Here is a 23,153-nt window from a genome sequence, read left to right on the forward strand (position 1 = left end):
CGAGAATTTCCTTCCTGTTTTTCTATAGAACTCGAGTTATGTCCCGAACTCCTTTTCTGAGTTAAGTTAAAAGGTCAAAGAAGAATTACTTCTTCAGTGGCGTCCATTGCCACTTCGTGAATTCTTCGATATCGTGACCTTCGTCACGGGTAACCTTAAAGTGCTTAGCCAAGATTTCATCCATCTTAGCATCGAAGGCCTTAGCGGCAGCTTCGTCAATCACACCCTTGTTCACTAAGACGCTAACGGCGTCCTTAGCTTGGTGGAACCGGTCAAGTTCGGAGTAGACCCGCATGTCGTAAGCGGTGGTGATATCACCATCTTCACGGTAACCATGCACGTGTAAGCCTAAGTGTTGACGTTCGTAGAACATGGATTCGATCAAGTCTTCGTAACCGTGGAAGCCAAAGACAACTGGCGTCCCGGATTCACCGAATAATGAGCTGAACTTGTCATCAGACAAGGCACGTTCGGCGTTCAATTGACCGTTCTTGTTTTGCAGACGGCCTAATTCAACAACGTTCACGTAACGCATCTTAACGGCTGGGAAGGCATCGTTGATCAAGTGAAGAGCAGCCAAAGTTTCGATGGTTGGTTCTACACCGGCAGAAGCAAAGACGATATCAGCATCTTCGCCTTCGGCAACCGTAGAAGCCCAGTCGATAACCTTGATTCCTTCAGTAGCCAATTCTTCAGCTTCATCAATGGAGAACCATTGTTGACGAGGTTGCTTGGAAGCAACGATGTGGTTAACCTTTTGACGGTCCTTGAAGGCGCGGTCAAAGACGGCTAACAAGCTGTTCCCATCGGCTGGCAGGTATTGGCGAACGAAGTCAGACTTCTTTTCAGCCAAGTGAGTTAAGATACCTGGATCTTGGTGGGTGTAACCGTTGTGGTCTTGTTGGAATACAGTGGAAGTGGAAACCAGGTTCAATGATGGGTAATCATTGCGCCAGTCTTCAGCAGCCGCTTGGCGGATCCACTTGAAGTGCTGAGTGATCATGGAGTCGACAACGCGCAAGAATGATTCGTAAGAAGTGAAGACCCCTTGACGACCAGTCAACGTGTAGGCTTCTAACCAACCTTCAGCTTGGTGTTCGGATAATTGGGCATCCAAGATTCGACCTTCTGGGGCTTCGTATTGGTCATTTGGTTCCTTGACCTTACTTTCCCATTGACGGTTCGTAATCTTGAACATTTCCCAAAGACGGTTGGACATGGTTTCGTCAGGGCCAAAGATCCGGAATGAAGATGGGTTCTTGGTAGCCACACCGGCGAAGAACGTTGATAAGACGTTCATATCCATGTTCCGGTTGCCGTCTGGTAAGTTCGTCCCACGGTTGCTTTCGTTGATGTCGTTAGCGTAAGACTTCCAGTCAGGTAAGTCTAATAATTCTGGCTTTTCGCCACGTGCACGGCCACCGTTAGCTAATGGGTTAGCAGCCATCCGCTTGTCGCCCTTAGGAGCGAAGTCAGCGACTTCTGCCTTCAAAGTCCCATCCGTGTTGAATAATTCAGCTGGCTTGTATGAGTTCATCCAAGCTTCGAATTCTGGTAATTCATCCAACTTGTTTTGTGCTAAGCCAAGTGGAACTTGGTGCGCACGGAAGGAGTTTTCGATTGGTTCGCCGGCTGGGTTGTGCGTAGGACCGCCCCAACCCTTTGGCAAACGAGCCAGAACAACTGGCCATGGTGCAATCGTGCCATCTTCGTACTTGCCGTTTTCACGCGCATCCTTTTGGATTTGCTTGATGTCAGCAATGGCTTGGTCAAAGACTGCAGCAGCCTTTTCGTGGTAAGTCATGTAGTCATGGATATCATCGTTTTCGATGAACCGAGGTGACCAGCCTAACCCTTCGAAGAACTTCGTCAAATGTTCGTCGTCCATCCGAGAGAACAGAGTTGGGTTAGAAATCTTGAAGCCGTTTAAGTCAAGGATTGGTAAAACAGCACCGTCGTTCTTAGGGTTCAAGAACTTGATGGAGTTCCACGCCGTCATGGCTGGACCAGTTTCAACTTCCCCATCACCAACAACCGTAAAGGCAATTTGGTCTGGGTTATCTAAAACGGCACCAGTAGCGTGGGAGAGGGAGTAACCTAATTCCCCACCTTCGTGAAGGGAACCTGGGGTTTGGGCAGTCATGTGAGAGCCAATACCACCTGGGAAGGAGAACCGCTTGTACAAACGGGACATCCCTTCAAGGTCTTGGGTGATTTCTGGGAAGGCATCCGTGTAAGTTCCGTCCAAGTAGGAGTTAGTTACCATTACTTGGCCACCGTGACCTGGGCCACCGATGTAGAACATGTTCAAGCCGTACTTGTTGATCAGACGGTTAGCGTGCGCGTACAGGAACGTTTGTCCTGAGATCGTACCCCAGTGTCCGATAGGCTTGACCTTAACGTCATCCTTTTGGATTGGTGTGTTAGTAACTGAGAACAGTGGGTTGCTCTTGAGGAAAATCATCCCACCGGAGAGATAAGTCGTTGCGCGCCACCAGGCGTCAACTTTTTCCAAGTAAGACTTGGAATCGAAATCTACTGCCATGAATTTACACTCCTTCGTCTGCTAGTTAACATCAATGTCGTCATGTTATCCGTAAATCACATAACTTCTAATTTACATTCTTTTATCATACGGAATTTTTGAGAAAAGTCAACTACTTTGCAAATTGATACGGTCCAATTTTAAATGATGGTGGCCCCCATTCAAAACTTGTCCTTTCCCGGACGGTCGCGTTAAACGGCCGTCCGGCGCCGCTTACTGGCCATTTAATTCGTCTTTTCTGGCGTCACTGGGCGCCCAATTTAGCGGTCGTTCCCCAGATTATTTTTTAGTTAAGGGGTGCCGCCAACCGTTTACAGTATCTTTATATCATAGTTCAATGATTAAACCAAAAGGAAGCGCTTAGAATTATCTTTATGACGCAAGTAATCCCGGCATTTCAACCCAAAAAGGACGCTCCCGTGAGCGTCCTTAACTGGTTAGTCTTCGTTTAGGTCGACGAAGGTCCCATACTTTAAGTATTTATAGTGTAAGTGCATGTTTGAGACCTCAAACGGCGTCCCGTCATCCATGAAGAAGATTCCCTCCATCACACCAACGGGTTCGGTCTCGGTCAGGTTTAACAATTGCTGATCCTCTTGACTCGATGGTTGGGCCCGAATCGACAGGAAAGATTTCGTCACGGACTGGTCCTGCGTCTCCTGCAGGTAGTTAAAAATCGACCGTTGAACCACTGCGGGCGTGAGGGCCGGCAAAATTTTGATGGGAATGTACCCCGTCTCAATAATGACGGGCTGGTCGTTAAACAGCCGCAGGCGCTTGATGCGATAAACAAACTCCGCATCGTTTAAAAATAGTTCCTGTTGAATTTCCGGACTCGCCGGCACCACCCGGTAATCGAGTAGCCGGCTTTGCGGTTGCTCACCGTCTACCTGAAAACTATCCGTAATCCCCAGGTTCTTCCCCTCGTAACGAAAGGCCGATTGATCCTTTAAGTATAACGGATTGATGAACGTCCCGGAGCCGCGCTTCTTGAAGATGATTCCTTGGTCTACCAGCACGCCCATGGCGCGTTTGATGGTACTCCGGCTCACCTGGTAACTCTCGCTCAGACTTCGCTCGTCCGGTAATTTCTTGGTGGTAAATTCCCCGCGGCGAATTCGTTTTTTGATATCGTGCATAACGTTTCGATAAACTAAATCTGGCATTCGTGACTCTCCTCAGGGCTTTGCGTCAATTTCCATCCCGATAGTATACCAGAGTTTAGGGTCCCGGAGCATCTTTTTATTGGCCAACCTTTTCTTGTCCGCCAACTAAACACCCCGCAGATACCCCCGCCAAATCCAGCCACTATGCTGACCATCCTGACTTTTGACGTGATAATAAATGGCCGTGGTGTGCCGATAGCGATCCGTCACCTTCTGGTGCGCATCCGTGACCCAAACGGTGCGTTGGGCCCGGCGATGCGTGGCGTAGCGGACCCGAAAGTGGCGGGAATACCGTGCATCTCGGGTGACGTGATACCGGTGTGGCCCCATCTTCTGTCGCCAGACCACCTTAACTGAATGTGCGCGACGGGCCGAATAATGATCCGCCGAGGCCGTGGGCATGGTCAGACCGACGCCGACCATTAAAAGCCCGATGATCCCCATTTGGCTAACTTTCATCCGTTAGACCTCCTACTCCTCGTGCCAGTTTGCGGTCACTTCGTCCCCCGACGATTCCCAAACCAGCTCAACTGCTAAACAGTCCCCTCAGTTGATTCATGTCAACTCTGAACTGAGTGTATCACGAACAAGTTAAGTCGGGGTTAAGAAAACGCTCAACCAAACAAAAAGGCGGCCCCATCAGACCACCCTGACCTAAAACAAGGTTAAAACAATGCCAACGATAATCAACCCAAAACCCGTCAGAAAGCTGAACCGGGCACCGGGAGAGACTCGAATCGGCGAATTTTTCACCGTGGCGACGTCGTGCACGTCAACTTTTTCACCGGGCAAGGGGTCCTGCCCCTTCTTACGCCGGTGCCGCCACCCCGTAAATAGGTGTCCCCGTGCCAGGACCAGTACGGCACCAACCACCACTAGGGCTAACCCCAGCATAAAGAGTAAATTACCAATAACCATCAACTGCATCCCCAAAATATGGGCGACTAGGCCGATCAGCACACTCGCGCCAATGACGCCGGTTCCCCAGCGTTGCCAATTTTGTTGCATGCCGCTCGCCTCCTTTTTTGAGAAAAAGAGCTTGGGAACGCGCCCCAAACTCTTTTTAATTTGAATTTTGTATTAATGGTGCTGTGTAACCCCAGCGATTGGGGCTACTACACGGTGTCTTTACTGTTACACAGTCGAAACGTGCTTACTAGGGGCACCGGGTTCCGCTTAACCCCATTTCAGCAATTAGCCAAGCCCAGGCTAATCACCGAAATGACGTTAATGCTCACCCGCTGACCGCCCCTGGACGCACTCTTTGCTACTATTGTTCGCGGCTGCGGAAACGGTTCTTGAACAACGGACTGACCGGCCGGTTTTCGTTGATTCGCTTAATAGCTTGCCCAATCAGCGGTCCTACCGAAATCTGTTCGATCTTTTCAATTTGCTTGTCTGCCGTCAATTGGATGGAATCCGTGACCACTAACTTCTTGATTGGCGATTGCTTGATCCGTTCGATCGCCGGACCCGACAGAACCGGGTGCGTACAACTAGCGTACACTTCCAGCGCGCCGGCCTCCATCAAGGCCTTTGAACCTAACGTAATCGTCCCGGCCGTATCGATCATGTCGTCGATCATGATACAGCGCTTGCCCTTAACGTCCCCAATGATGTTCATGATTTCGGCCACGTTGGCCCGCGGCCGCCGCTTATCGATAATCGCAATTGGGGCCTTCAAGAATTCCGCCAAGGCCCGCGCCCGGGTAACCCCACCATGATCGGGGGAAACCACGACGGCGTCCTCGGCTAAACCATTACGCAAGAAGTAGTCCGCCAATAATGGCGCACCCATCAAGTGGTCCACGGGGACGTCGAAGAACCCTTGGATTTGTGCCGCGTGCAAGTCTAACGCTAAGACCCGCGTGACCCCCGCCGTTTGGAGCATGTTCGCCACCAACTTGGCCGTGATGGGTTCGCGAGACCGGGCTTTCCGGTCTTGCCGCGCGTAACCGTAGTACGGAATGACCACGTTGATGGTGGCCGCACTGGCCCGTCGTAAGGCATCAATCATGATCAACAGTTCCATCAAGTTGTCATTTACCGGTGCCGACGTCGATTGAATCACGTACACGTGACATCCCCGGACACTTTGTTCAATGTTGATGCGAATTTCACCATCACTAAACCGGTCCACAGAAGTTTTTCCTAATTCGACACCCACTTCGTCAGCGATTTTTTGAGCCAACGGTTTGTTCGAATTTAACGCAAAAATCTTTAATTTAGGATCGAAATATTGCGTAGCCATAATTTCCTCCAATAGCCAAAGCTGCCTGAATTACTACCATAATTTTAGATTATCCCGTGCTAAAACACAAGAATATCTCCGCGGTTATTCTTCGCCGCGGTATGGAAGTTTTTGATAATAGTTCGGTTTGTTCGTTTGTCGTTGCCGAGCAATCGCCATGTCGTACTGGTTCACGGCGTCGGTAATCGTCGAACCCGCCGCGATGAAACTGTGGTCGGCCACGTCTAATGGGGCAACCAGGTTCGAGTTTGACCCGATGAAGGCATCGTCACCCACGACCGTTTCGTGCTTATTCTTACCATCGTAGTTAACGAAGACCACGCCGCAACCCACGTTGATATGCTTACCTAATTTGGCGTTCCCCACGTAAGTCAGATGACCCACCTTGGTGCCTTCACCAATTGTCGCCTTCTTGACTTCCACAAAGTTCCCCAGGTGAACCTTAGGGCCGATGTGGGATTCTGGGCGTAAATGGCTGTTCGGGCCGATATTTGACCCACTGGCCATGTCGGAGTCTTCCAATAAGGAGGACGTAACCGTCACGTGGTCCGCTAAAGTGGCGTTGCGCAGTTCGGAGTGCGCCCCAATATAGCAATCATCGCCAATGACCGTCTTTCCCTTCAACAAGACTCCGGGTTCGATGATCGTGTCGGCCCCGATCTTCACGCCGGCATCAATGTAGGTGGTTTCTGGATCGATCAACGTCACACCGTCTTGCATGTGTTGCTTGTTGATCCGTTCGCGCATGATCTTGGTCGCAGCGGCCAAAGCCACGCGGTCGTTAACCCCCATGGATTCGTCAAAATTACTCATCCGGTAGGCGCCGACGATGTCCCCCTGTTGCTTCAAGATTTCGATCACGTCGGTCAGGTAATATTCCCCCTGAGCGTTGTCGTTAGAGATTTCGTGCAACGCCTTGAAGAGCTTTTGGTTATCAAACACGTAAACTCCGGTGTTGATTTCGTGAATTTCTTGTTCCTCAGAGTTGGCGTCCTTTTGTTCCACAATCTTTTCAACGATGCCGATGTTGTTGCGGACGATTCGCCCGTAACCGGTTGGGTCTGGCGCCTTGGACGTCAGAATCGTGGCCGCAGCGTGCTTAGCTTCGTGGTAGGCAAATAAATCTTCAAACGTTTGGGCTCGGAATAACGGCGTATCCCCACTAACGATTAACGTCGTGCCCTGTTCGTCCTTTAAGATGGGTTCGGTTTGTAAAACCGCGTGGCCCGTGCCCAATTGCTTGGCCTGTAAGACGTACTGGGTCCGGTCACCTAACGTGGCTTTAACCTCGTCGGCACCGTAACCGACCACCGTGACGACCTGGTCCATATGCGTCTTCTCCACTTGGGTCAGCACGTGATCGACCATGGCTTTCCCGCAAACGCGATGCAAGACCTTATACAACTTCGACTTCATCCGGGTCCCCTTGCCGGCTGCCAGAATGATTGTATTTCTCGTACTCATGTCTACTATCTCCTATTTTTGTGGATTATTTTCTTCGCCAAAGATCTGCGTGAGGTAGTTCCCCGGCGTGACGCGAATTTCATCATCTTGTGCTTGAACCTTAACCAACGACGTGTACTTCGACACTGGTCGTTGACCGTCAAAGTCACCTCCCGCAAACACGGCAACCCCGGCCAGTTGGGAGTCGAACTCATCGACCAAGGACCGTAGTCCCCCAACCGTGCCGCCGCCCTTCATGTAGTCGTCGACGATTAACACGCGCGATCCGGGCTTCACACTGCGCTTGGAGAGCGCCATGCGTTCGATACGCTTGGTCGACCCAGAAACGTAGTTGACACTGACCGTGGAGCCTTCCGTAATTTGCGAATCATGCCGCACAATCACGAACGGGACGTTCAGGTAGTTGGCCACGCTTTGGGCTAACGGAATCCCCTTAGTGGCGACCGTGACCACCACGTCCACGGTTTGATTCAGGTATTGAGTGGCGAGAATCCGCCCAATTTGCCGAAGAGCGGCTGGCCGACCTAAGATGTCGGACATATAAACGTAACCCCCGGGTAAGTAACGGTCCGCAGCGGACAACTCATCAATCATGTCGCCCACGAACTGTTCGGCTTCTTCCCGTAAAATATAGGGAATGAACCGGGCCCCACCAGCGGCACCGGGCACCGTTTCCAGTAATCCCGTGCCACGCGTCTGGAAGGTCCGCTTTAAAATGGTTAAATCTTCACTGATAGAAGACTTCGCTGACTCATAACGCGACGCAAAAAACGTCAGGGAAACCAGTTGATGCGGGCGTTCCAATAAGTAGCGGGTCATATCGACCAACCGGTCACTTCTTCTGACTTTCAACCTATTCACCTCAATTGTTTTCTTTAGGACTAATTGTATGCTTCATTTTAGCATAAATGTTCGGGTTTTTCGTGACATTTCCGTGAGAAATCCAACTTTGTGGGAGAACTTAGTGCAACTTTCAGTTAAGCCCGAACACCATTCCCCGTTTATTGGCGCAAATGGTAGCGCTTTGCTTAAATATGAAATATTTTATATACAGACGCTACCCGAAGTCCCCAGGTCATCGTTTTCAGCGCTTCCGGACCAGTCAGAAATGGGCTGGAACGGGGTGGGCACGGCTTCAAGCCTCCCAAACCGAGTCTTGAAGACCGACCTTTATCTAGGCCGGTAAAAAACACCGACCAAGATAAATTTCACCCCTGAGCCCATTTCTGACTGCCCCTCCAGCTCACACTAGTCTTAATGGCAACTCGGCCTGTTCTTAAAGTCGATAACCCTAACATAGTCGTTCCAACCAGTAAATTAGCGTAAACCCGGTCCTAACTAAAAAAACTGACCCCCACGTTGTCCAAAATCAGCGTGAGGATCAGTTTAAAGTTTAAATGATGTATAACGTCTTTGCCGCTTAACCATTTTTTAGTTCAAACCACCAGTGTACAACTTGGAGGCGACCTAGCCTATTCCAACTAAAACGACGTGTATCTAAACTAAGCCTACAGATTATCACCCTTGGCCCGCAGAAGTTCCCCTAACGCGGGTTGTTGCGTCAAATCAATGTGGTTCTTCTTGGCGTAAGCGTCCACGGCATCTTGACCGTAAAGCTTCGGATCCAGTGGCATGAAGGCCGTTTCGATAGGATCGTCATCCTTGATGATGGCGTTGACCACGATTGGCTTGGTGTTGCCGTTAGCCTGCAAGTCCTTAATCTTGTTAAAGACGTTTTCGACGTCGACCTTGTTGGTGACCGTAAAGCCGATCCCGCCAAGACCTTCGGCGACCTTGGCCCAGTCGGCTTCCGTCAAGTCCACCCCGTACAGGTGTTGACCGGTTGCCACTTGTTCATTATAAATGAAGCCAAAGCGGTTGTTCGTAAAGACCACGTTGATGACCGGCAACTGGTAACGGGCTTCGGTAATCAGGTCTGGCGCAACCATGGCAAAGCCCCCGTCACCGGAGAATGACCAAGCCTGGGCGCCCTTGTCGGCGTTCAACGCCCCGGCCAGTCCAGCCGGTAACCCGTAACCCATCGTCGCGAAAAGGCCGGATAAAGCGAACCGTTGGTGCTGGTTCATAGGTAGTCCCCGTACGGCCCATTCGGACACGTTTCCGGTGTCGACCCCGTAAATATCCTTGGGACCGACCATCGACGCCACCTTACGCATCACAGTTTCGGGAGCCAGGCCCGCACTGTCGTCTTGAGCCAGTTGGGCCAGGTAAGTGTTCCAGTTTTGTTTGTTTTGCCGGTTAGCCGTCAGCCAATCCGTGGCCGGTAAGGTCTCTCCGGTGGCGATCATGGCCTGTAAGAATTGCTTGGCGTCACTAAGCACGGCGACGTCGACCGGCACCATCTTCCCGATATCAAAGGAATTGTCGTTCACTTGGACGATCTTGATGTTCTTCGGCCAGAACTGGGCAAACGGGAACTCGGACCCCAGAAAGAGGATTAAGTCGGTGTGTTGTAAGGCTTCAAACCCGGACTTGGACCCCAACCGCCCAAACGTTCCGATGGCGTTGGGATGATCGGTCGGAATGACCCCGGTGGCTGGGACGGTATTTAAGACCGGTAAATTGAATTGTTCACTGAATTTGACTAACTCGTCACGGGCGTTCAGTAAGCCCCGTCCCGCGTAGACCAACGGGTGCTTGGCGGCCTTCAAGAGTTTTAACGTTTCGTCAACGGCCTTAGGGTCGATCACTTGCTTGAAGGAATCAACCACCACGTTGGGTGTCTTGACCGGTTCGTAATCGATTTCCTTGGCCGAAAGGTCTTCGGGAATGATTACGACGGCCGGACCTTTTTGGCGGTAGGCTTCGCGAATCGCTTGGTTGACCACGTAGGGTAACTGTTCAGCCGTGGTGACCGTGCGGTTATACACGGCGACGTCGCTAAACATTGGCGTTTCGTCCATTTCTTGGAAGTAGTTGGTATTCATGGTTGGCTGTGGGACTTGACCCACCAGTGCTAAGACGGGCACGTGGTCCATTTTGGCATCGTATAACCCGTTGAACAGGTGTGTGGCGCCGGGCCCCGCGGACCCAAAGGACACACCGACCTTGCCGGTGTACTTGGCATCGGCCGCAGCGGCTAACGCCCCGACCTCTTCGTGACGCACCTGAATATACTTAACCTGATCTTGTTCCAGATACAGACCTTCGACGGTATGGTTAATGGAGCCACCGGGAATCCCGTAAACGTGGTCCACACCCCAAGCTGCTAACACCTTGACCAATGCTTGTCCTGCAATCATCTTCGTCATGTTAATCGCACTCCTTACCGAAATAGCGCCACGCGCCAAACAAAACTGGTTGGGCACCGAATTAAGTTTACAAGGTCATCATAGTGGTTTTGCCCCACAATTACCAGCAGTTTTGCTTACTTTTTGTAAGTTAACGACTTCACAACTCAAAAACGCCCAGCGACCGGCGTTAAGCCGCGTCACTGAGCGCTTGGAACCGATTAACTTTTAGCCGCCGTTTGGGTATGTTGCCAGCCCAAGGCGATGAAGTAGAAGACCGCTTCAATGGCTGCGATGAAAAACGAGACCGGATAATTGGTCAGGTAGCTGAGCATCAGCCCGCCCCAAACTCCGACCAGGGCTAACAGAATGGCTAGGCCCATCATCCGTCCGACGGAATGGGCAAAATATTTGGCCGTGGCCGCCGGTAGGGTCAACAGGATGAAGATTAGTAACGACCCCACGATTTGCGCCGCCACACTGACGCTTAACGCCAAGAGCACTAGAAAAGTCACGGAAAGCGTGTTGGTCCATAACCCTTTGACCAGGGCCCCGGTATGGTCGAACGAATCGAACTTCAGGAACCGGTAAATCACCAGTACCACGATGAGGACCAGAATCGACAACACCAGCATCTGGTTCACGTCGCTCCGGCTGATGCCAATAACACTTCCGAACAGGATGTTGGTGGCGTAGCTGGCGTTGGTGTTGGCTAGCGATAAGAACAAGATTCCAAGACCGATGAACAGTGCCGAGATAGCACTGGTCGCGGCCTCTCGCCGTTCGGCCCGGACACTCAACTGACCCACGATCACCGAACTCACCACCGTAAACAGCAACATACCGCTAAGGGGCGTCCACCCGGCAAAGATACCAAAGGCCGCGCCCGAGAACCCAATTTCCGATAACGTGTGGGTCAGAAACGACATGTTCCGGGCAATCACGAAGACCCCCATGATGCCACAGATAATGGCGATAATCGTGCCGGCCGCAAACGCGTTGCGCATAAATTCGTAACTAAACATGCTCGGCCTCCCCCCGCCAAACCTTCTGGTCAGTCAACTGGTCGATGGGTCCCTGTTCGGTCCCTTGCGGCGTGAGCATTAAGAATTGCCGCGTGTAGCGTCGAGCCAGTGGGATGTCGTGCGTCACAAACAGGACGGTCAAGTCTAACGTCTGGTTGATCTGTTGAACCAGATCCAGTAATTCGGTCTTAGTGACCGGGTCCAGGCTGGCCGTGGATTCGTCCAGAATTAATAAATTGGGCCGTTCGACCAACGCCTGGGCTAAGTATGCTTTCTGCTTTTCGCCCCCGGACGCCTGACCAATTGGCCGACTGGCTAGTTTGGTCAGACCGGTCTGCTTTAATATGGCCTCGACCCGTTGCCGCTCGTCACGACTCAACCACGGTAATTTCCAACCGGTTAAGTTCAACCCAACGAAGTCCCGGATAGTTAAGGGGTATTCCGAATCGATGTTACGAAATTGAGGCACGTAACCGATCCGCACGGCGTTGGTACTGGGCAGGTAGTTCACCTTCCCGGTCGTGGGCCGCAGCTGGTGTAAAATCGTCCGCATCAGGGTGGTCTTCCCCACCCCATTTTCACCGACGATACTCCAGAACTCCCCCCGGTTAACGGTGAGGTTTAAATCGTTAAAAACGGGGTGGCCCGGAAAGGTCATCCCCAGATGTTTAAGTTGTAAAATGGGTGTTTTCGCCGTCACGACTGACTCCTCGCTTCCTGTTGAATCCGTAGAACTTGCCGGTACTGGCTGGTCATCCAGGTTAGATAACTCTGGTTGACCGGCTTGGTTTCGGTCACCTTAACCACCGGCACGTGGTACTTGTGCGCGAGGTTAACCATGGTGGTTACGTTCTTACTGGAATTTTGGGTATTCTCCACGAAAAACGCAATCCTGTGGTGCCGAATCTGTGCCGCCAGCTGGGTAATGTCGGCCGGCGTGGGATCGCTGTCCTCCTCGATAGCCTGGGCAAAGTGCCCGTCGCTGACCCGATACCCCATCGCACTTAACGCGAGGTTAAAGACGGGTTCACTGACGGCCACCTGCTGATTGTTGGCGTGGCGTTTGATTTGCCGTGCTAGTCGGGGTAACGCCCGCAACTGTTGTTCATAGGCCGCCCCGCGCCGTTGAAACGCCGTAGCGTGTTGCGGGTCCAGGCGACTAAACTGTCGGACCAGCTGACGAGTCATTCGGGTCATCAACTGCGGGTCGCTCCACAAATGGGGGTTCGCGCCCATCTTGCGGCCCACCAGGTTTCCCAGATTGAGCACTTGAATGTCGCTATGCCCATTAGCGGTCACCAACCGTTGCATCCAGCTATCGTAACCCAAACCGTTTTGAATCACGACGTTGGCTTGGGCGACCTTTTTGGCCGTGGCAATGTCGGGCTCGAAACTTTCCGGGTCAACGCTAGGACTGTTGATCACCGTAGTGACCGTGCCGTGATTCCCCAGAATCTTCTGCGCCGCTTCACCATAGAAGTTCAATGAGGCCACCACGTGAATCCCCGTTTGTTTTGCCGGGGTCGTGGTTTTGGTCTGGCAACCACTAAGGCCCAAACCTAAAACGATCATTAAAATTAGGCCCGTCAGCCATCCAAAACGTCGCACAAACTTCCCTGCTTTCTGTCTACGAATTTGTAAATGATAACTATTACCATTTACCAGTTTACCGAAAAATGAAAGCTTGTCAATCACTTTTCGGTGGTCGGCACCACGTAAGGGGCGAGAAAGGCCGCCACGGTCTGATCATATTTAGTTGGATCGGCCGCCCGGGTCGCGATGTGCCCGGCGCTCGGATGACGGTACCGCTGCTTGGGCCCGGCCGCCGCTTGATACAAAATATTCAGATTTTCGATTGGTACGGTCTGATCGGCCGCTCCTTGAATGAAGAGAATCGGTAAGGTGGTGTGCCGCAGTTGCTCGGCGATGTCCCCGTCCTGTAACCGATAACCCGCGTCTAAGCGGGAATACTGGTTAGCCAACGTCATGGTTGGCGTAGCGGGCACGTGATACTTGTGCCATAGCCGGTACCGCCCCTCGGACAGGACCGAGGCGTACCCGGAGTCGGCCACCACGGCTTTCACGTTGGCCGGCAGGTCTTCGCCCGCCGTGGCCAATACCGTGGCGGCCCCCATCGAAATCCCCATTAACACGATTTGCACGTCGGTCCCCTGACGGTCAATCACCTGACTGATCCAGCCCTGATAGTCGTGCCGGTCCAACCAGCCGTACCCGATGGTGGTGCCGTCGCTATCGCCGTGGGCCCGCGCATCGGGCATTAACACGTGGTAACCCCAGGCGTGAAAGACCTGTGCGTAGGGAATCATCTGTTCGCGGGAATGCCCCAAGCCGTGGGCCAGAATAGCGACACGCTTGCTGGGATGGTCGGCGGGAATAAAAGTCGCCCGTAGTGTCAGGCCGTCCTGACTGGTCTGGGTCCATTCTTGGAGGGGTTGCTGAAGGTACCAGGCGTTGTCTGCCGCCGTATTCTCCGCGATCGACCGTTGTTTGGACTTCTGCTTACTCCGACTAAAGGATTTCATCCCCAGCTGATAAACCGCCAGGGTACTTCCCACCAGACTAACTAAGCTCGTTGCCGCTAACGCCGCCGTAATTCCTAACCACTTTTTCGCCATCACCGAACACTCCTTTTAATATGATTGATTACTTCCTACCATACCCGAAATTCGGCAGGGTTGCCAAGGGTTACCCCGGAAAATTTTCGTAGAAAAAAACGACCCTCAGGCCGTCAGTTGACGCGTCTGCGAATCGTTGTCTAAAGATTGAATTACCGATTATCTAATCTTTGAATTGAATCCATAAGTATATCTCGATATTTCTTCCGATCAACATCTAATAAAACGTAAGTTGAATTCTTATTCTCCGGTAAAAGTCGTTTATCAGCAATCGTCATACCACGCGCTTCAGAATCGTCCGTCACAACATCCACCGAATAAGTTTCACCAGAAAACGCTTCTGGGAATAACAAATAGGTAATCGTGCACAAATCATGAATTGGGCTATTCTTAAATCCGAATTGTTTCCCAGATTCATAATAAAAGCTCAACAATTCATACACAATATCACTAATTTTCCCTTGTTCCTTAAACGTTTGAATTTCGTCATAGGTCACATATGCTCGCTCTGTAACATCAAGCCCCGCCATCACCATTTCAACTCCAGAAGTAAAAACAATCTTAGCTGCCTCGGGATCCGTCCAGATATTAAATTCGGCCGCTTTCGTCATATTACCGTGGTCTAAGCCGCCCCCCATAATAACAATCTTTTCAATAGAATCCTTCACTTCCGGAAACGTCTTTAATAGTAACGCAATATTAGTCAATGGCCCCGTTGCCACAATAGTAACTAATTCTGAAGATAGTTGAATTTTTTTATGCAAAAACGTTACTGCATTCTGACTACTTAACGGATAGGTATCATCTTGAGAACTGAACTTAGGCCCGTCCATACCAGAATCGCCATGTGCGTTGGTCGCCGGATAAAACTCTTTTACTAGGGGCTGACTTTGTCCACTCGCTAGTTCAATATTAGAATGGGTAGCTGATAAGATGTGTTTAGCATTTTTAGTGACATTTTCAAGGGTTTGATTTCCCCCTACAGTTGTTACCCCCAGAATATTCAACTCATTGGGGTGTGCTATTGCTTCAAACAATGCTAAGGCATCATCATGCCCTGGATCACAATCAAACAAAATATTTTTCATGACGGAAAACCGCCTTTCCTCTTACTTAGACTTCAATGCATCAACCAACGTTGTCACCGTTAGTGGACGTGTTGCCATATGAACTCTTCGTGCAATTGATAAAGCTTCTGGTGGCTCAATGTTAGCACGGGTCATGAGCTTCGGCTGTGAGAAGATTGCTTGTGGTGTGTCATCTGCTAACACTTGATGTTCAGATAATACAATGACTCGATTAAAGTTCTCAGCAACAAAATTCATGTCATGAGTAATGACAATAACGCATTTCTGCTGGGCTACAAGCTGAGTAATTATTTTACTCAATCGCTGGCGACTTAAATGGTCCTGCCCAGCCGTTGGTTCATCAAATATATAAGTCTCCGGATTCATTGCTAAAATAGACGCAATCGTAATAAATTTTCGTAATGAGTACGGGAAATTATACGGATGTTCATCCAAATGTTCAGATAGTCCTGTCATTTTTGCGGCTACTTGAACCCGTTTTTGAAGTTGATCCTGTGGTAAATTATCACGTTTTGGTCCAAACTCTATTTCTTTTTGAATACTATTATTAAAAATTTGATCATCGGGGTTTTGAAAGGCATATCCAACATGGTGTGCAACTTGCGCAGTGGTCCGATCATGGATATCTTCTCCATTCACCAATATTTGCCCCTGCGTTGGGACCAGAAGATGATTCATCATCTTAACCGTTGTTGTTTTACCAGCACCATTTTGTCCAATGATAGCCGTTGCCGTTCCAGCAGTAAACGCCAAATTAATATCATGAACGATTTGTTTCTGGCCATCATAACTAAACGAAACATTTTTTAATTCTACCATTGTCATTAACGTTCACCTCGTCTCCTGGAAATTTTGAATAGTCTGGACAATTTCATCCTGAGTTACAGGGACCTTATTCGTCGCTATCGGTATCAAATGTTGTGCTGCCATTCGTTGATAGACACGAGTAGCCGTTGGAAGTGCTATCGTCTGATTCTCCGTAAACGATGCTAGTATTTCTTCCGGCTTTCCCCACGCAATCTGTTGCCCTTGCTCATCGAGAACCAATAACTGGTCGATATACTGCATCATCAAGTCCAGCTTATGTTCAACTAAGATAACCGTTTTCCCCTGAGATTTAAGTTGCTGTATAATTTTAAAAATTTTAGTTGTCCCTGCCGGATCTAATTGCGAAGTTGGTTCATCAAAAATGAATATTTCAGGATTAATAGCTAGAATAGCTGCAATTGCAACCATTTGTTTCTGTCCTCCAGATAAATCAAATGGATTTTTATCTTTAATATCTGATAAATTTAATAAATCAATCATCTTAGCAACTCGTTTTTGAATTTTCTTAGATGACACACCTAAATTCTCTAACCCATAACCGATCTCTTCAGCCACTGTATCCTTAACTCCAGAAATTTGTGTGAATGGATTTTGAAAAATATAACCAACTAACTGACTCAATTCTGTTTCTGAGTATTGGTTAAGTGGTTTTCCCTTAAGCGTAACCGTTCCTTGTAAGTCTCCCTGATAAAAATTTGGAATAAATGATCGAATAACGTTACATAATGTTGTTTTACCTGATCCATTAACGCCAATAATTCCCATAACCATTCCGCTAGTCACTTTAAATTGAATATGTCTTAATGCCGACTTACGAGTTAGCGGATACCGATATAACACATCGTTTAATTCAATTAGCGGATTCATTTAAAGACCCCCCAATAAAAGATTCCAAGCATAATTATAATGATTATCCAGCTCAACAAATAATCAGCTTTAGTTTTATTTACCGGTACCATCAAAGTGGGACGCTGACGATTGGAAAATGCTCGTGATTCAAGTGTCAACACTCGCTCCTCATTTTGTTCAATGGAAGTTAATACTACTGGACCTAACATAGGAACAAAAGATTTCATTCGCGTTATTAGATTTCCCTCCGTTTCAACACCTCGGGAGCGTTGTGCGTCCGCAATCGTGTTCATCATAGATGTCATTTGTGGAATAAGTTGCATCGTTGACAACATGACAAAAATCAACTTTTTGTTCCAACCCGCGTTTTGCATTGCAGCCGCGATATCTTTAACTTGTGTTACTTGGAAAAACCAAATCAGAATAGCTCCAATCGCGACAATTTTAGATGTCATCGTTAAGCTAGCCTGTAAGCCGGTACTTGATACTTTAAAGATGTACCACGACCCAATAATGTGGTCATGATAAACTAGAAAGGTTTGAATGATGAAAATAAACAACGAGATAATAAATATCGATTTTAAAAATAGACTGGTATACCTTTTAGCAACACCGCTTAGCATTGCCAATACTAAAGCTACTAAGAAAATACTATATTGAAACCAATATCCAGGAATAAATATTGAACATAAAATTATCCCTAATACTAACCATGCCTTTGTTGTTGGATAAAGCCGCGGAATAAAATGAGTCATGATAGAGATTCCTCCAAACGTCTGAGTTTCTTAGGAATATAGTTCCAACCATAATTTAATTTCACTAAGAACCGCGGTGGAATATTATGAATAATCAGCAGTGCTAATACCATGTTAATAATAGTGTTGATTGTTCCTGAAATAAGATTCGTCGAAATAACCGATGTCCAAATTTGCTGCCCCGTGGCCAAAAAGGCAGCCGTGATAAAATCTGTTCCCGTACCAGTCACGCCGCCAAAAAGCAATACAGAGACAACAGCCGATGACGTTGCTGATACTACGTCAACCAATAGTCCGGCAATAACAATTCCCACAATATTGGTATACATCTTCCAACGGGATAAGTAGCCAGTTGCTAACGCCGTACACAATGAAACAAATGCAAAGGGAATTGAAATTGGGTTTAACATCCCATTTACCAAATTACCTAGAATCCCTGTAGCAGCTCCCACCCATGGCCCTGCAATCATCGACACCATTACTGTTCCAATAAGATCAATAAAAATCGGCAATTTCAAAACGGTTGACAATTGATACCCTACTACACTCAATGACACACCAATCGGAATTAACAGCAAAGCTAGTAAATTAAAATCGTATCTAATACCGATTTTCCGTTTACGCATAAGCCAACCCTCCAGTTTTCTCGTCGATGATTCCGGATTCATCATCACCAAGGTACACTGGTCTTGAATAGCCGTCAATAAGACAGAATTGTCTTACTTTTTCAAACTAGCGTGTATGTAATTTTAGATAGGCATTCTTCGTGGATAGGTAATATTCATTATATATAATGACATTTTGCTCCTTGTTATAGATATTTTCCGTAAGCTTATAAAAAACATCTTGAGAATTCCCCTGAATCACATGTTTAAAATCATGTGATTTCGGAGTTAACGTATCAATTGTCACCGCCGCATTATAGCCTAGTCGATACACTTTCGTTTCAATCAGCTGCTGAACTGTTTTTTTATCATACATATCTATTCCTGCTTGCGAAACAACTTCTGCTGGAATTAAGCTTTGCTCATTAGCCACAATAGTATTTGCTGTTTGATACCATAAATTAGCAACAAAATAAGCACCAACATTTCGGCCAAATACCTTTTCGCTAAAGGGATTAGCCTGTTGAACGTCAATTTCCGTAATCACATTAGTAATCTCAGACGTTAACACAATAGGCATTAAGTTCTGAAAATAATCCAATGATTTAGCTTGCGTATTGTGTTGTTGACCAATAAGACGTTTCCCAGAGTCTTTTACAACATATCCCTGATCAATCAATTCCTGAACCGCCTTACGAGCAGTTACCCGACTAACTGTGTAACGTTTCATTAATTGTTCATCTGTTGGTAGATTGCTTTCAGGGCGTAATATTTCTAGATCAATATCACGAATAATATTTCGAACAACTTTTTCGTATTTATACATTCCTATCGCCTCATTTTTAAATACTTTTATGTATTTTTGAATCCTCAAACTAGCTATATTTTCATTCTACTAAATTTTATAATTTGTATCAAATCCGAACTATTTTCGCATGATTATTTGTTTTTATTAAATTGTTATCGCTTACTTTTTGACAAAAAAAGAAAAACTTGCTAATTCTTATTGGAATTAACAAGTTTTCTTTTTTAGATTACCTCTTATGGTAACGGCCGCACCAAGTACACCTCACGGCAGAATCCCTTCATCCCGTTAAACACCCGTTGGGCCCGAGATTGCTTGCTGCACAACCCAAAGACTGTGGGCCCGGTCCCACTCATCTGCGCCGCGTCCGCGCCAAACTTCATCATTTGGCGTTTCAACTGCGTAATCTCGGGGTGTCGTTTCGCCGTTAGCGGCTCCAAGGCGTTGCCCATCACCGCACACATGGCGTCGATATCCTGCTCGCGAATCCCCCGCAGCAACGCATCAATGTCCGGGTGCTCCAAATCATCGTAGCGAATCCGCTGCAAAATACTGGGCGTCGACACACTCACCTTGGGCTTGGCTAAGACCACCCAAGCCGCCGGTAATTTTGATAACGGCGTAATCCGTTCGCCACGACCGCGCACGTGGGCCGTCCGGCCGTACACGCAGTACGGCACGTCCGAATCGATCTGCAGGCCTAGCTTAGCCAGTTCCTGCCACGACAATCCCAAGTTCCAGAGCTGATTTAGCCCCCGTAAAACGGCGGCCGCGTCGGAGGACCCGCCGCCCAGTCCGGCCGCGACCGGAATATTTTTCTTAATCCGAATGTTGACCCCCTGCTTGACCCGAAATTGGGTTTGCAGCAAGTGGGCCGCTTGAAAGGCCAAGTTACGCTGATCGTTGGGTAAAAACCCGCTATCCGATGCCACACGGATTCGTTTATGGTGGGTCAACGTCTGGATTTCGACGTAGTCCGCCAGATCGACCGACGTCATCACCATGTTCCACTCCTCCATGCCATCCTGATGATGGTATGGGGTATCGAGCCCGAGGTTTATCTTGGCCGGTGCCTTTTCAATCAGTTGCATGAGCTCACCTGAATTCCCTGGTAGGCTTACCGCCCTACCGTTGTTCTGAATGTAATTAAGCCCATTATACTATGGAAAAGTGCAAAATAAAAAGGCCTTATCCGGCCCAATTATTATTCATCAAAGTCGACTTCGATGTTTTTGGTTAAAATATCGGTATAGCTATAAGAAACGCGCTCGAATGAATTTTCGTTCTGGTCAAGATCTACCACGAAAACGGCCGGGTAGGTCTCTCGGAGAATTCCATGCCGTTCGGTTGTTTTCTTTCGACCGGCTTGAGCGATGACCATCAATTTTTCGCCAATACGCCCATCCAGTTTGTTCTTAATGTTCGCTAAACTTGTTGGCATGCACTTCACCTCTGTGAAACATGATACCATAGTTTCACAAGAAATGCAAATTATACCACAACCGGTCCGCAAGCGCAAGAATTAGCCAATGGTAAGGGTTACATTAAGCCTTCAGCGTGAAAAGCATTCACTAATTCAATAAAATTCAGCAACGTTAAGCGTTCCGGCCGCAGTTGCCGGGAAATGTCGACCTTATCCAGGACGGTTTCGATTCGTTCCCGGACCTCCGGCTGCTTCCCAAAAATCCCCTGCAGGTTGTTCCACAACGACTTCCGGCGGTGCGCGAAACACCCCTTTACGAACCCGTATAACGCCTGATCGCTGTACGGTTCGACGGGTAAGGCCTCACGCGGCGTTAAGCGAATAATCGCCGAATCCACGTTGGGTTGCGGGATAAACGCGGTCCGGGGCACGTTAAAGGCCACCTCGACGTGGGCCCGGTACTGCATGACCACGGATAACGATCCGTAGGCCTTGGTTCCGGGGACCGCCACTAGCCGGTCGGCCACCTCGGCCTGCATCATCACCACAATTTGGTCGAAGGTCACGTTACTTTGTAGGACCCCCATCAGAATCGGCGTCGTGATGTAATACGGTAAGTTCGCCACCAGCTTAATGGGGTGACCCGCTTCAAATTCATTTTCGATGACCTCGGGCAGGTTGGCCTTTAGAATATCTTGATTGATGATTTTCACGTTATCGTAAGGCATCAAGGTATCGTCGAGGACCGGCAATAGGTTTTCGTCGATTTCAAAGGCCACAACACGGCGGGCTTTGCGCGCCAACTGTTCGGTCAACGCCCCAATCCCGGGGCCGATTTCGATCACGTTATCGTCGGCCGTCACGTCGGCCGCACTGACGATATTTCGTAAAATATTCAGGTCCGACAAGAAGTTCTGCCCTAGACTCTTCTTAGCCACCAACCGGTAGCGGTTCAGGATGGCCTTTGTCCGGGCCGGGGAGCCAATTTCTGGCACGTCGTTATTCATGGAATTCCTCCTTCGATGTTGCGTTCATCTGCCTGATGGCTTGCGCAAAGGTCGCCGGTTGGATACCAAACATCCGTAACCGTTTTTCCAGCTGCTTGCCGTTGACGTAGCCAATCTGTAACAGTTCACCCAATTGTTCACGCCGGCGCTTGGCCCCCGCGCCCCCGATCAAGCCCGCCGCCATCAAATCGGCATGGGTGATCAGTTCCGGAGCGGCGTCGGTTTCGGTGTACACGTGATTCAGCGCCGCCCGAATGGCATCTGGTGTGGCGTGTTCCACGCCCAGTGAACCGCCCGCCTTATCCGGTCGGCCTTCCTTTTTCGGCAGGAAGGCATGTTTGGCGTTAGGCACGGCTTCGGCGACGATCTTGCGAATCTTCTCACCGGAAAAGTCCGGGTCGGTAAAAATGATGACGCCGCGCTGGTCCGCCAACTTTTCAATCAAGGCCAGCGTGTCCTCGTCGATCGCGGACCCCCGGGTTTCGATGGTGTCGGCGTTAACCGCCCGGTTGATGGCTTTGGTATCGTCCTTACCTTCGACCACCAGCACTTCTTTAAACTTCTTCAATGTGGTAAAACTCCTCTGCGTTGTGGTAAGTGGCCGCCGCAATCTCGTCCGGCGTGGTGTCGCGTTCCTTGGCGATGGCCTCGACCGTGTAACGGGTAAAGCCCGGCTCGTTCTGTTCACCCCGGTGCGGTTCCGGGGTCAGGTACGGCGCGTCGGTCTCGACCATCATCACGTCGAGTGGTGTGGCCCGGACGGAATCGTGCACCTCGTGGGCGTTCTTGAAGCTCGCCACCCCGGAATAGGAGATGTGCATCCCCAGGTCCAGGAACTTCTTCAACCATTCGGGATCACCGTTAAAGCTGTGCATCACCCCACCAATGTCTTGAATCCCGGCTTCCTTAATGATGCGGTAGGTGTCGTCGAAGGCGTCACGGTTATGGACCACGATGGGTTTGCCGACTTCCTTAGCAATCGCAATCTGGCGGGCAAAGACCTTACGTTGGGTGTCCTGGGGTGAGGTATCCCAATGATAGTCCAACCCGATTTCACCAAGGGCGCGCACGCGGTCATCGGCCAACTGGATTTCCAGTTCGGCCTCTTTTTCCGGCGTGTAGTTCTTAGAGTCTTCGGGGTGCCAGCCCACCGCGGCCACCAATTCGGGATACTGGTGGGCTAACTTGATGGCGTCGGTGTTGAGTTGGGTGTTGGACCCGACGATGGTCATCTTGGTGACGCCCAACTCGGCGGCGCGCTTGAGGTACTTGGGCACGTCGGTGATAAATTCTTCACTGTTTAAATGGGTATGTGAATCATAGATTTGCATGGATACTCTCCTTTGCATGAAATGTTCGTGAAACGCTGGCATAGCCTTACCAAAGTCGTGGAAACGTTATGACATGAACACATAGCAAAAAACATTATATTCGTCGCGACAGTCACTGCCTTAC

General features: G+C 49.3%; 23 protein-coding genes. All 23 read right to left on the reverse strand.

Annotated elements, in window-relative coordinates; translation table 11 throughout:
- Positions 1–85: 85 nt before the first annotated feature.
- The 23 genes from FD25_RS05765 to FD25_RS05875 all read right to left on the reverse strand — a co-directional run bounded on the left by FD25_RS05765 (position 86) and on the right by FD25_RS05875 (position 23,029).
- The gene (locus FD25_RS05765; protein ID WP_057802270.1) at positions 86–2,545 is read right to left on the reverse strand and encodes a phosphoketolase family protein; all 2,460 of its coding nucleotides are present in this window, start codon (positions 2,543–2,545) and stop codon (positions 86–88) included.
- Positions 2,546–2,982: 437 nt separating this feature from the next.
- Positions 2,983–3,711, reverse strand: a complete 729-nt coding sequence (locus FD25_RS05770; protein ID WP_057802273.1) for a GntR family transcriptional regulator — start codon at positions 3,709–3,711, stop codon at positions 2,983–2,985.
- A gap of 105 nt (positions 3,712–3,816) precedes the next feature.
- A complete protein-coding gene (locus tag FD25_RS05775; protein ID WP_057802275.1) occupies positions 3,817–4,170 on the reverse strand; it encodes a hypothetical protein in 354 nt (117 codons plus the stop codon).
- 195 nt (positions 4,171–4,365) lie between these two features.
- A complete protein-coding gene (locus FD25_RS05780; RefSeq protein WP_057802279.1) occupies positions 4,366–4,719 on the reverse strand; it encodes a DUF3899 domain-containing protein in 354 nt (117 codons plus the stop codon).
- 262 nt (positions 4,720–4,981) lie between these two features.
- Positions 4,982–5,962 (reverse strand): ribose-phosphate diphosphokinase, encoded by a 981-nt coding sequence (locus FD25_RS05785; protein ID WP_057802281.1) that lies wholly within the window; start codon positions 5,960–5,962, stop codon positions 4,982–4,984.
- Between the two features lie 84 nt (positions 5,963–6,046).
- Positions 6,047–7,426, reverse strand: a complete 1,380-nt coding sequence (gene glmU, locus FD25_RS05790; protein WP_057802284.1) for a bifunctional UDP-N-acetylglucosamine diphosphorylase/glucosamine-1-phosphate N-acetyltransferase GlmU — start codon at positions 7,424–7,426, stop codon at positions 6,047–6,049.
- Positions 7,427–7,438: 12 nt separating this feature from the next.
- Entirely contained in the window at positions 7,439–8,278 is an 840-nt protein-coding gene (gene purR / locus FD25_RS05795; RefSeq protein WP_083484103.1) for a pur operon repressor, read from the reverse strand.
- 656 nt (positions 8,279–8,934) lie between these two features.
- Entirely contained in the window at positions 8,935–10,698 is a 1,764-nt protein-coding gene (locus FD25_RS05800; RefSeq protein ID WP_057802286.1) for a thiamine pyrophosphate-binding protein, read from the reverse strand.
- A gap of 200 nt (positions 10,699–10,898) precedes the next feature.
- Positions 10,899–11,702: a metal ABC transporter permease gene (locus tag FD25_RS05805; protein WP_057802288.1), complete on the reverse strand. Its 804-nt coding sequence runs from the start codon at positions 11,700–11,702 to the stop codon at positions 10,899–10,901.
- Positions 11,695–12,360, reverse strand: a complete 666-nt coding sequence (locus FD25_RS05810) for a metal ABC transporter ATP-binding protein (RefSeq protein ID WP_057802432.1) — start codon at positions 12,358–12,360, stop codon at positions 11,695–11,697. Before FD25_RS05810 ends, FD25_RS05805 begins: the two co-directional genes overlap by 8 nt.
- A 38-nt stretch (positions 12,361–12,398) precedes the next feature.
- Positions 12,399–13,310, reverse strand: coding sequence for a metal ABC transporter solute-binding protein, Zn/Mn family (locus FD25_RS05815; protein WP_307725070.1), 912 nt, complete (start codon positions 13,308–13,310; stop codon positions 12,399–12,401).
- A gap of 83 nt (positions 13,311–13,393) precedes the next feature.
- A complete protein-coding gene (locus tag FD25_RS05820; protein ID WP_057802290.1) occupies positions 13,394–14,338 on the reverse strand; it encodes an alpha/beta hydrolase in 945 nt (314 codons plus the stop codon).
- Between the two features lie 152 nt (positions 14,339–14,490).
- Complete coding sequence (locus FD25_RS05825) at positions 14,491–15,426, reverse strand: nucleoside hydrolase (RefSeq protein WP_057802293.1); 936 nt, start codon at positions 15,424–15,426, stop codon at positions 14,491–14,493.
- Positions 15,427–15,447: 21 nt separating this feature from the next.
- Positions 15,448–16,251: an energy-coupling factor ABC transporter ATP-binding protein gene (locus FD25_RS05830; protein WP_057802295.1), complete on the reverse strand. Its 804-nt coding sequence runs from the start codon at positions 16,249–16,251 to the stop codon at positions 15,448–15,450.
- 6 nt (positions 16,252–16,257) lie between these two features.
- Positions 16,258–17,121, reverse strand: coding sequence for an energy-coupling factor ABC transporter ATP-binding protein (locus FD25_RS05835; RefSeq protein ID WP_057802297.1), 864 nt, complete (start codon positions 17,119–17,121; stop codon positions 16,258–16,260).
- Complete coding sequence (locus tag FD25_RS05840; protein ID WP_057802299.1) at positions 17,118–17,858, reverse strand: energy-coupling factor transporter transmembrane component T; 741 nt, start codon at positions 17,856–17,858, stop codon at positions 17,118–17,120. The genes FD25_RS05835 and FD25_RS05840 overlap by 4 nt, the downstream gene beginning before the upstream one ends.
- A complete protein-coding gene (locus tag FD25_RS05845; protein WP_057802301.1) occupies positions 17,855–18,484 on the reverse strand; it encodes a histidine kinase in 630 nt (209 codons plus the stop codon). The genes FD25_RS05840 and FD25_RS05845 overlap by 4 nt, the downstream gene beginning before the upstream one ends.
- Positions 18,485–18,590: 106 nt before the next feature.
- Positions 18,591–19,289, reverse strand: a complete 699-nt coding sequence (locus FD25_RS05850) for a GntR family transcriptional regulator (protein ID WP_057802303.1) — start codon at positions 19,287–19,289, stop codon at positions 18,591–18,593.
- A 215-nt stretch (positions 19,290–19,504) separates the two neighbouring features.
- A complete protein-coding gene (ispE, locus tag FD25_RS05855; RefSeq protein WP_057802305.1) occupies positions 19,505–20,359 on the reverse strand; it encodes a 4-(cytidine 5'-diphospho)-2-C-methyl-D-erythritol kinase in 855 nt (284 codons plus the stop codon).
- A gap of 113 nt (positions 20,360–20,472) precedes the next feature.
- On the reverse strand, positions 20,473–20,709 hold the full coding sequence (locus FD25_RS05860) for a Veg family protein (protein WP_057731357.1): 237 nt from the start codon (positions 20,707–20,709) through the stop codon (positions 20,473–20,475).
- 98 nt (positions 20,710–20,807) lie between these two features.
- Complete coding sequence (gene rsmA, locus FD25_RS05865; protein WP_057802307.1) at positions 20,808–21,698, reverse strand: 16S rRNA (adenine(1518)-N(6)/adenine(1519)-N(6))-dimethyltransferase RsmA; 891 nt, start codon at positions 21,696–21,698, stop codon at positions 20,808–20,810.
- Complete coding sequence (gene rnmV / locus FD25_RS05870; RefSeq protein ID WP_057802309.1) at positions 21,691–22,266, reverse strand: ribonuclease M5; 576 nt, start codon at positions 22,264–22,266, stop codon at positions 21,691–21,693. The genes rsmA and rnmV overlap by 8 nt, the downstream gene beginning before the upstream one ends.
- Positions 22,253–23,029 carry a TatD family hydrolase gene (locus FD25_RS05875; RefSeq protein WP_057802311.1) on the reverse strand — a complete coding sequence of 259 codons (777 nt, stop codon included), beginning with the start codon at positions 23,027–23,029 and terminating at the stop codon, positions 22,253–22,255. Before FD25_RS05875 ends, rnmV begins: the two co-directional genes overlap by 14 nt.
- Between the last annotated feature and the right edge of the window lie 124 nt (positions 23,030–23,153).

The organism is Levilactobacillus acidifarinae DSM 19394 = JCM 15949 (assembly GCF_001434835.1).
GTDB classification, from domain to species: domain Bacteria; phylum Bacillota; class Bacilli; order Lactobacillales; family Lactobacillaceae; genus Levilactobacillus; species Levilactobacillus acidifarinae.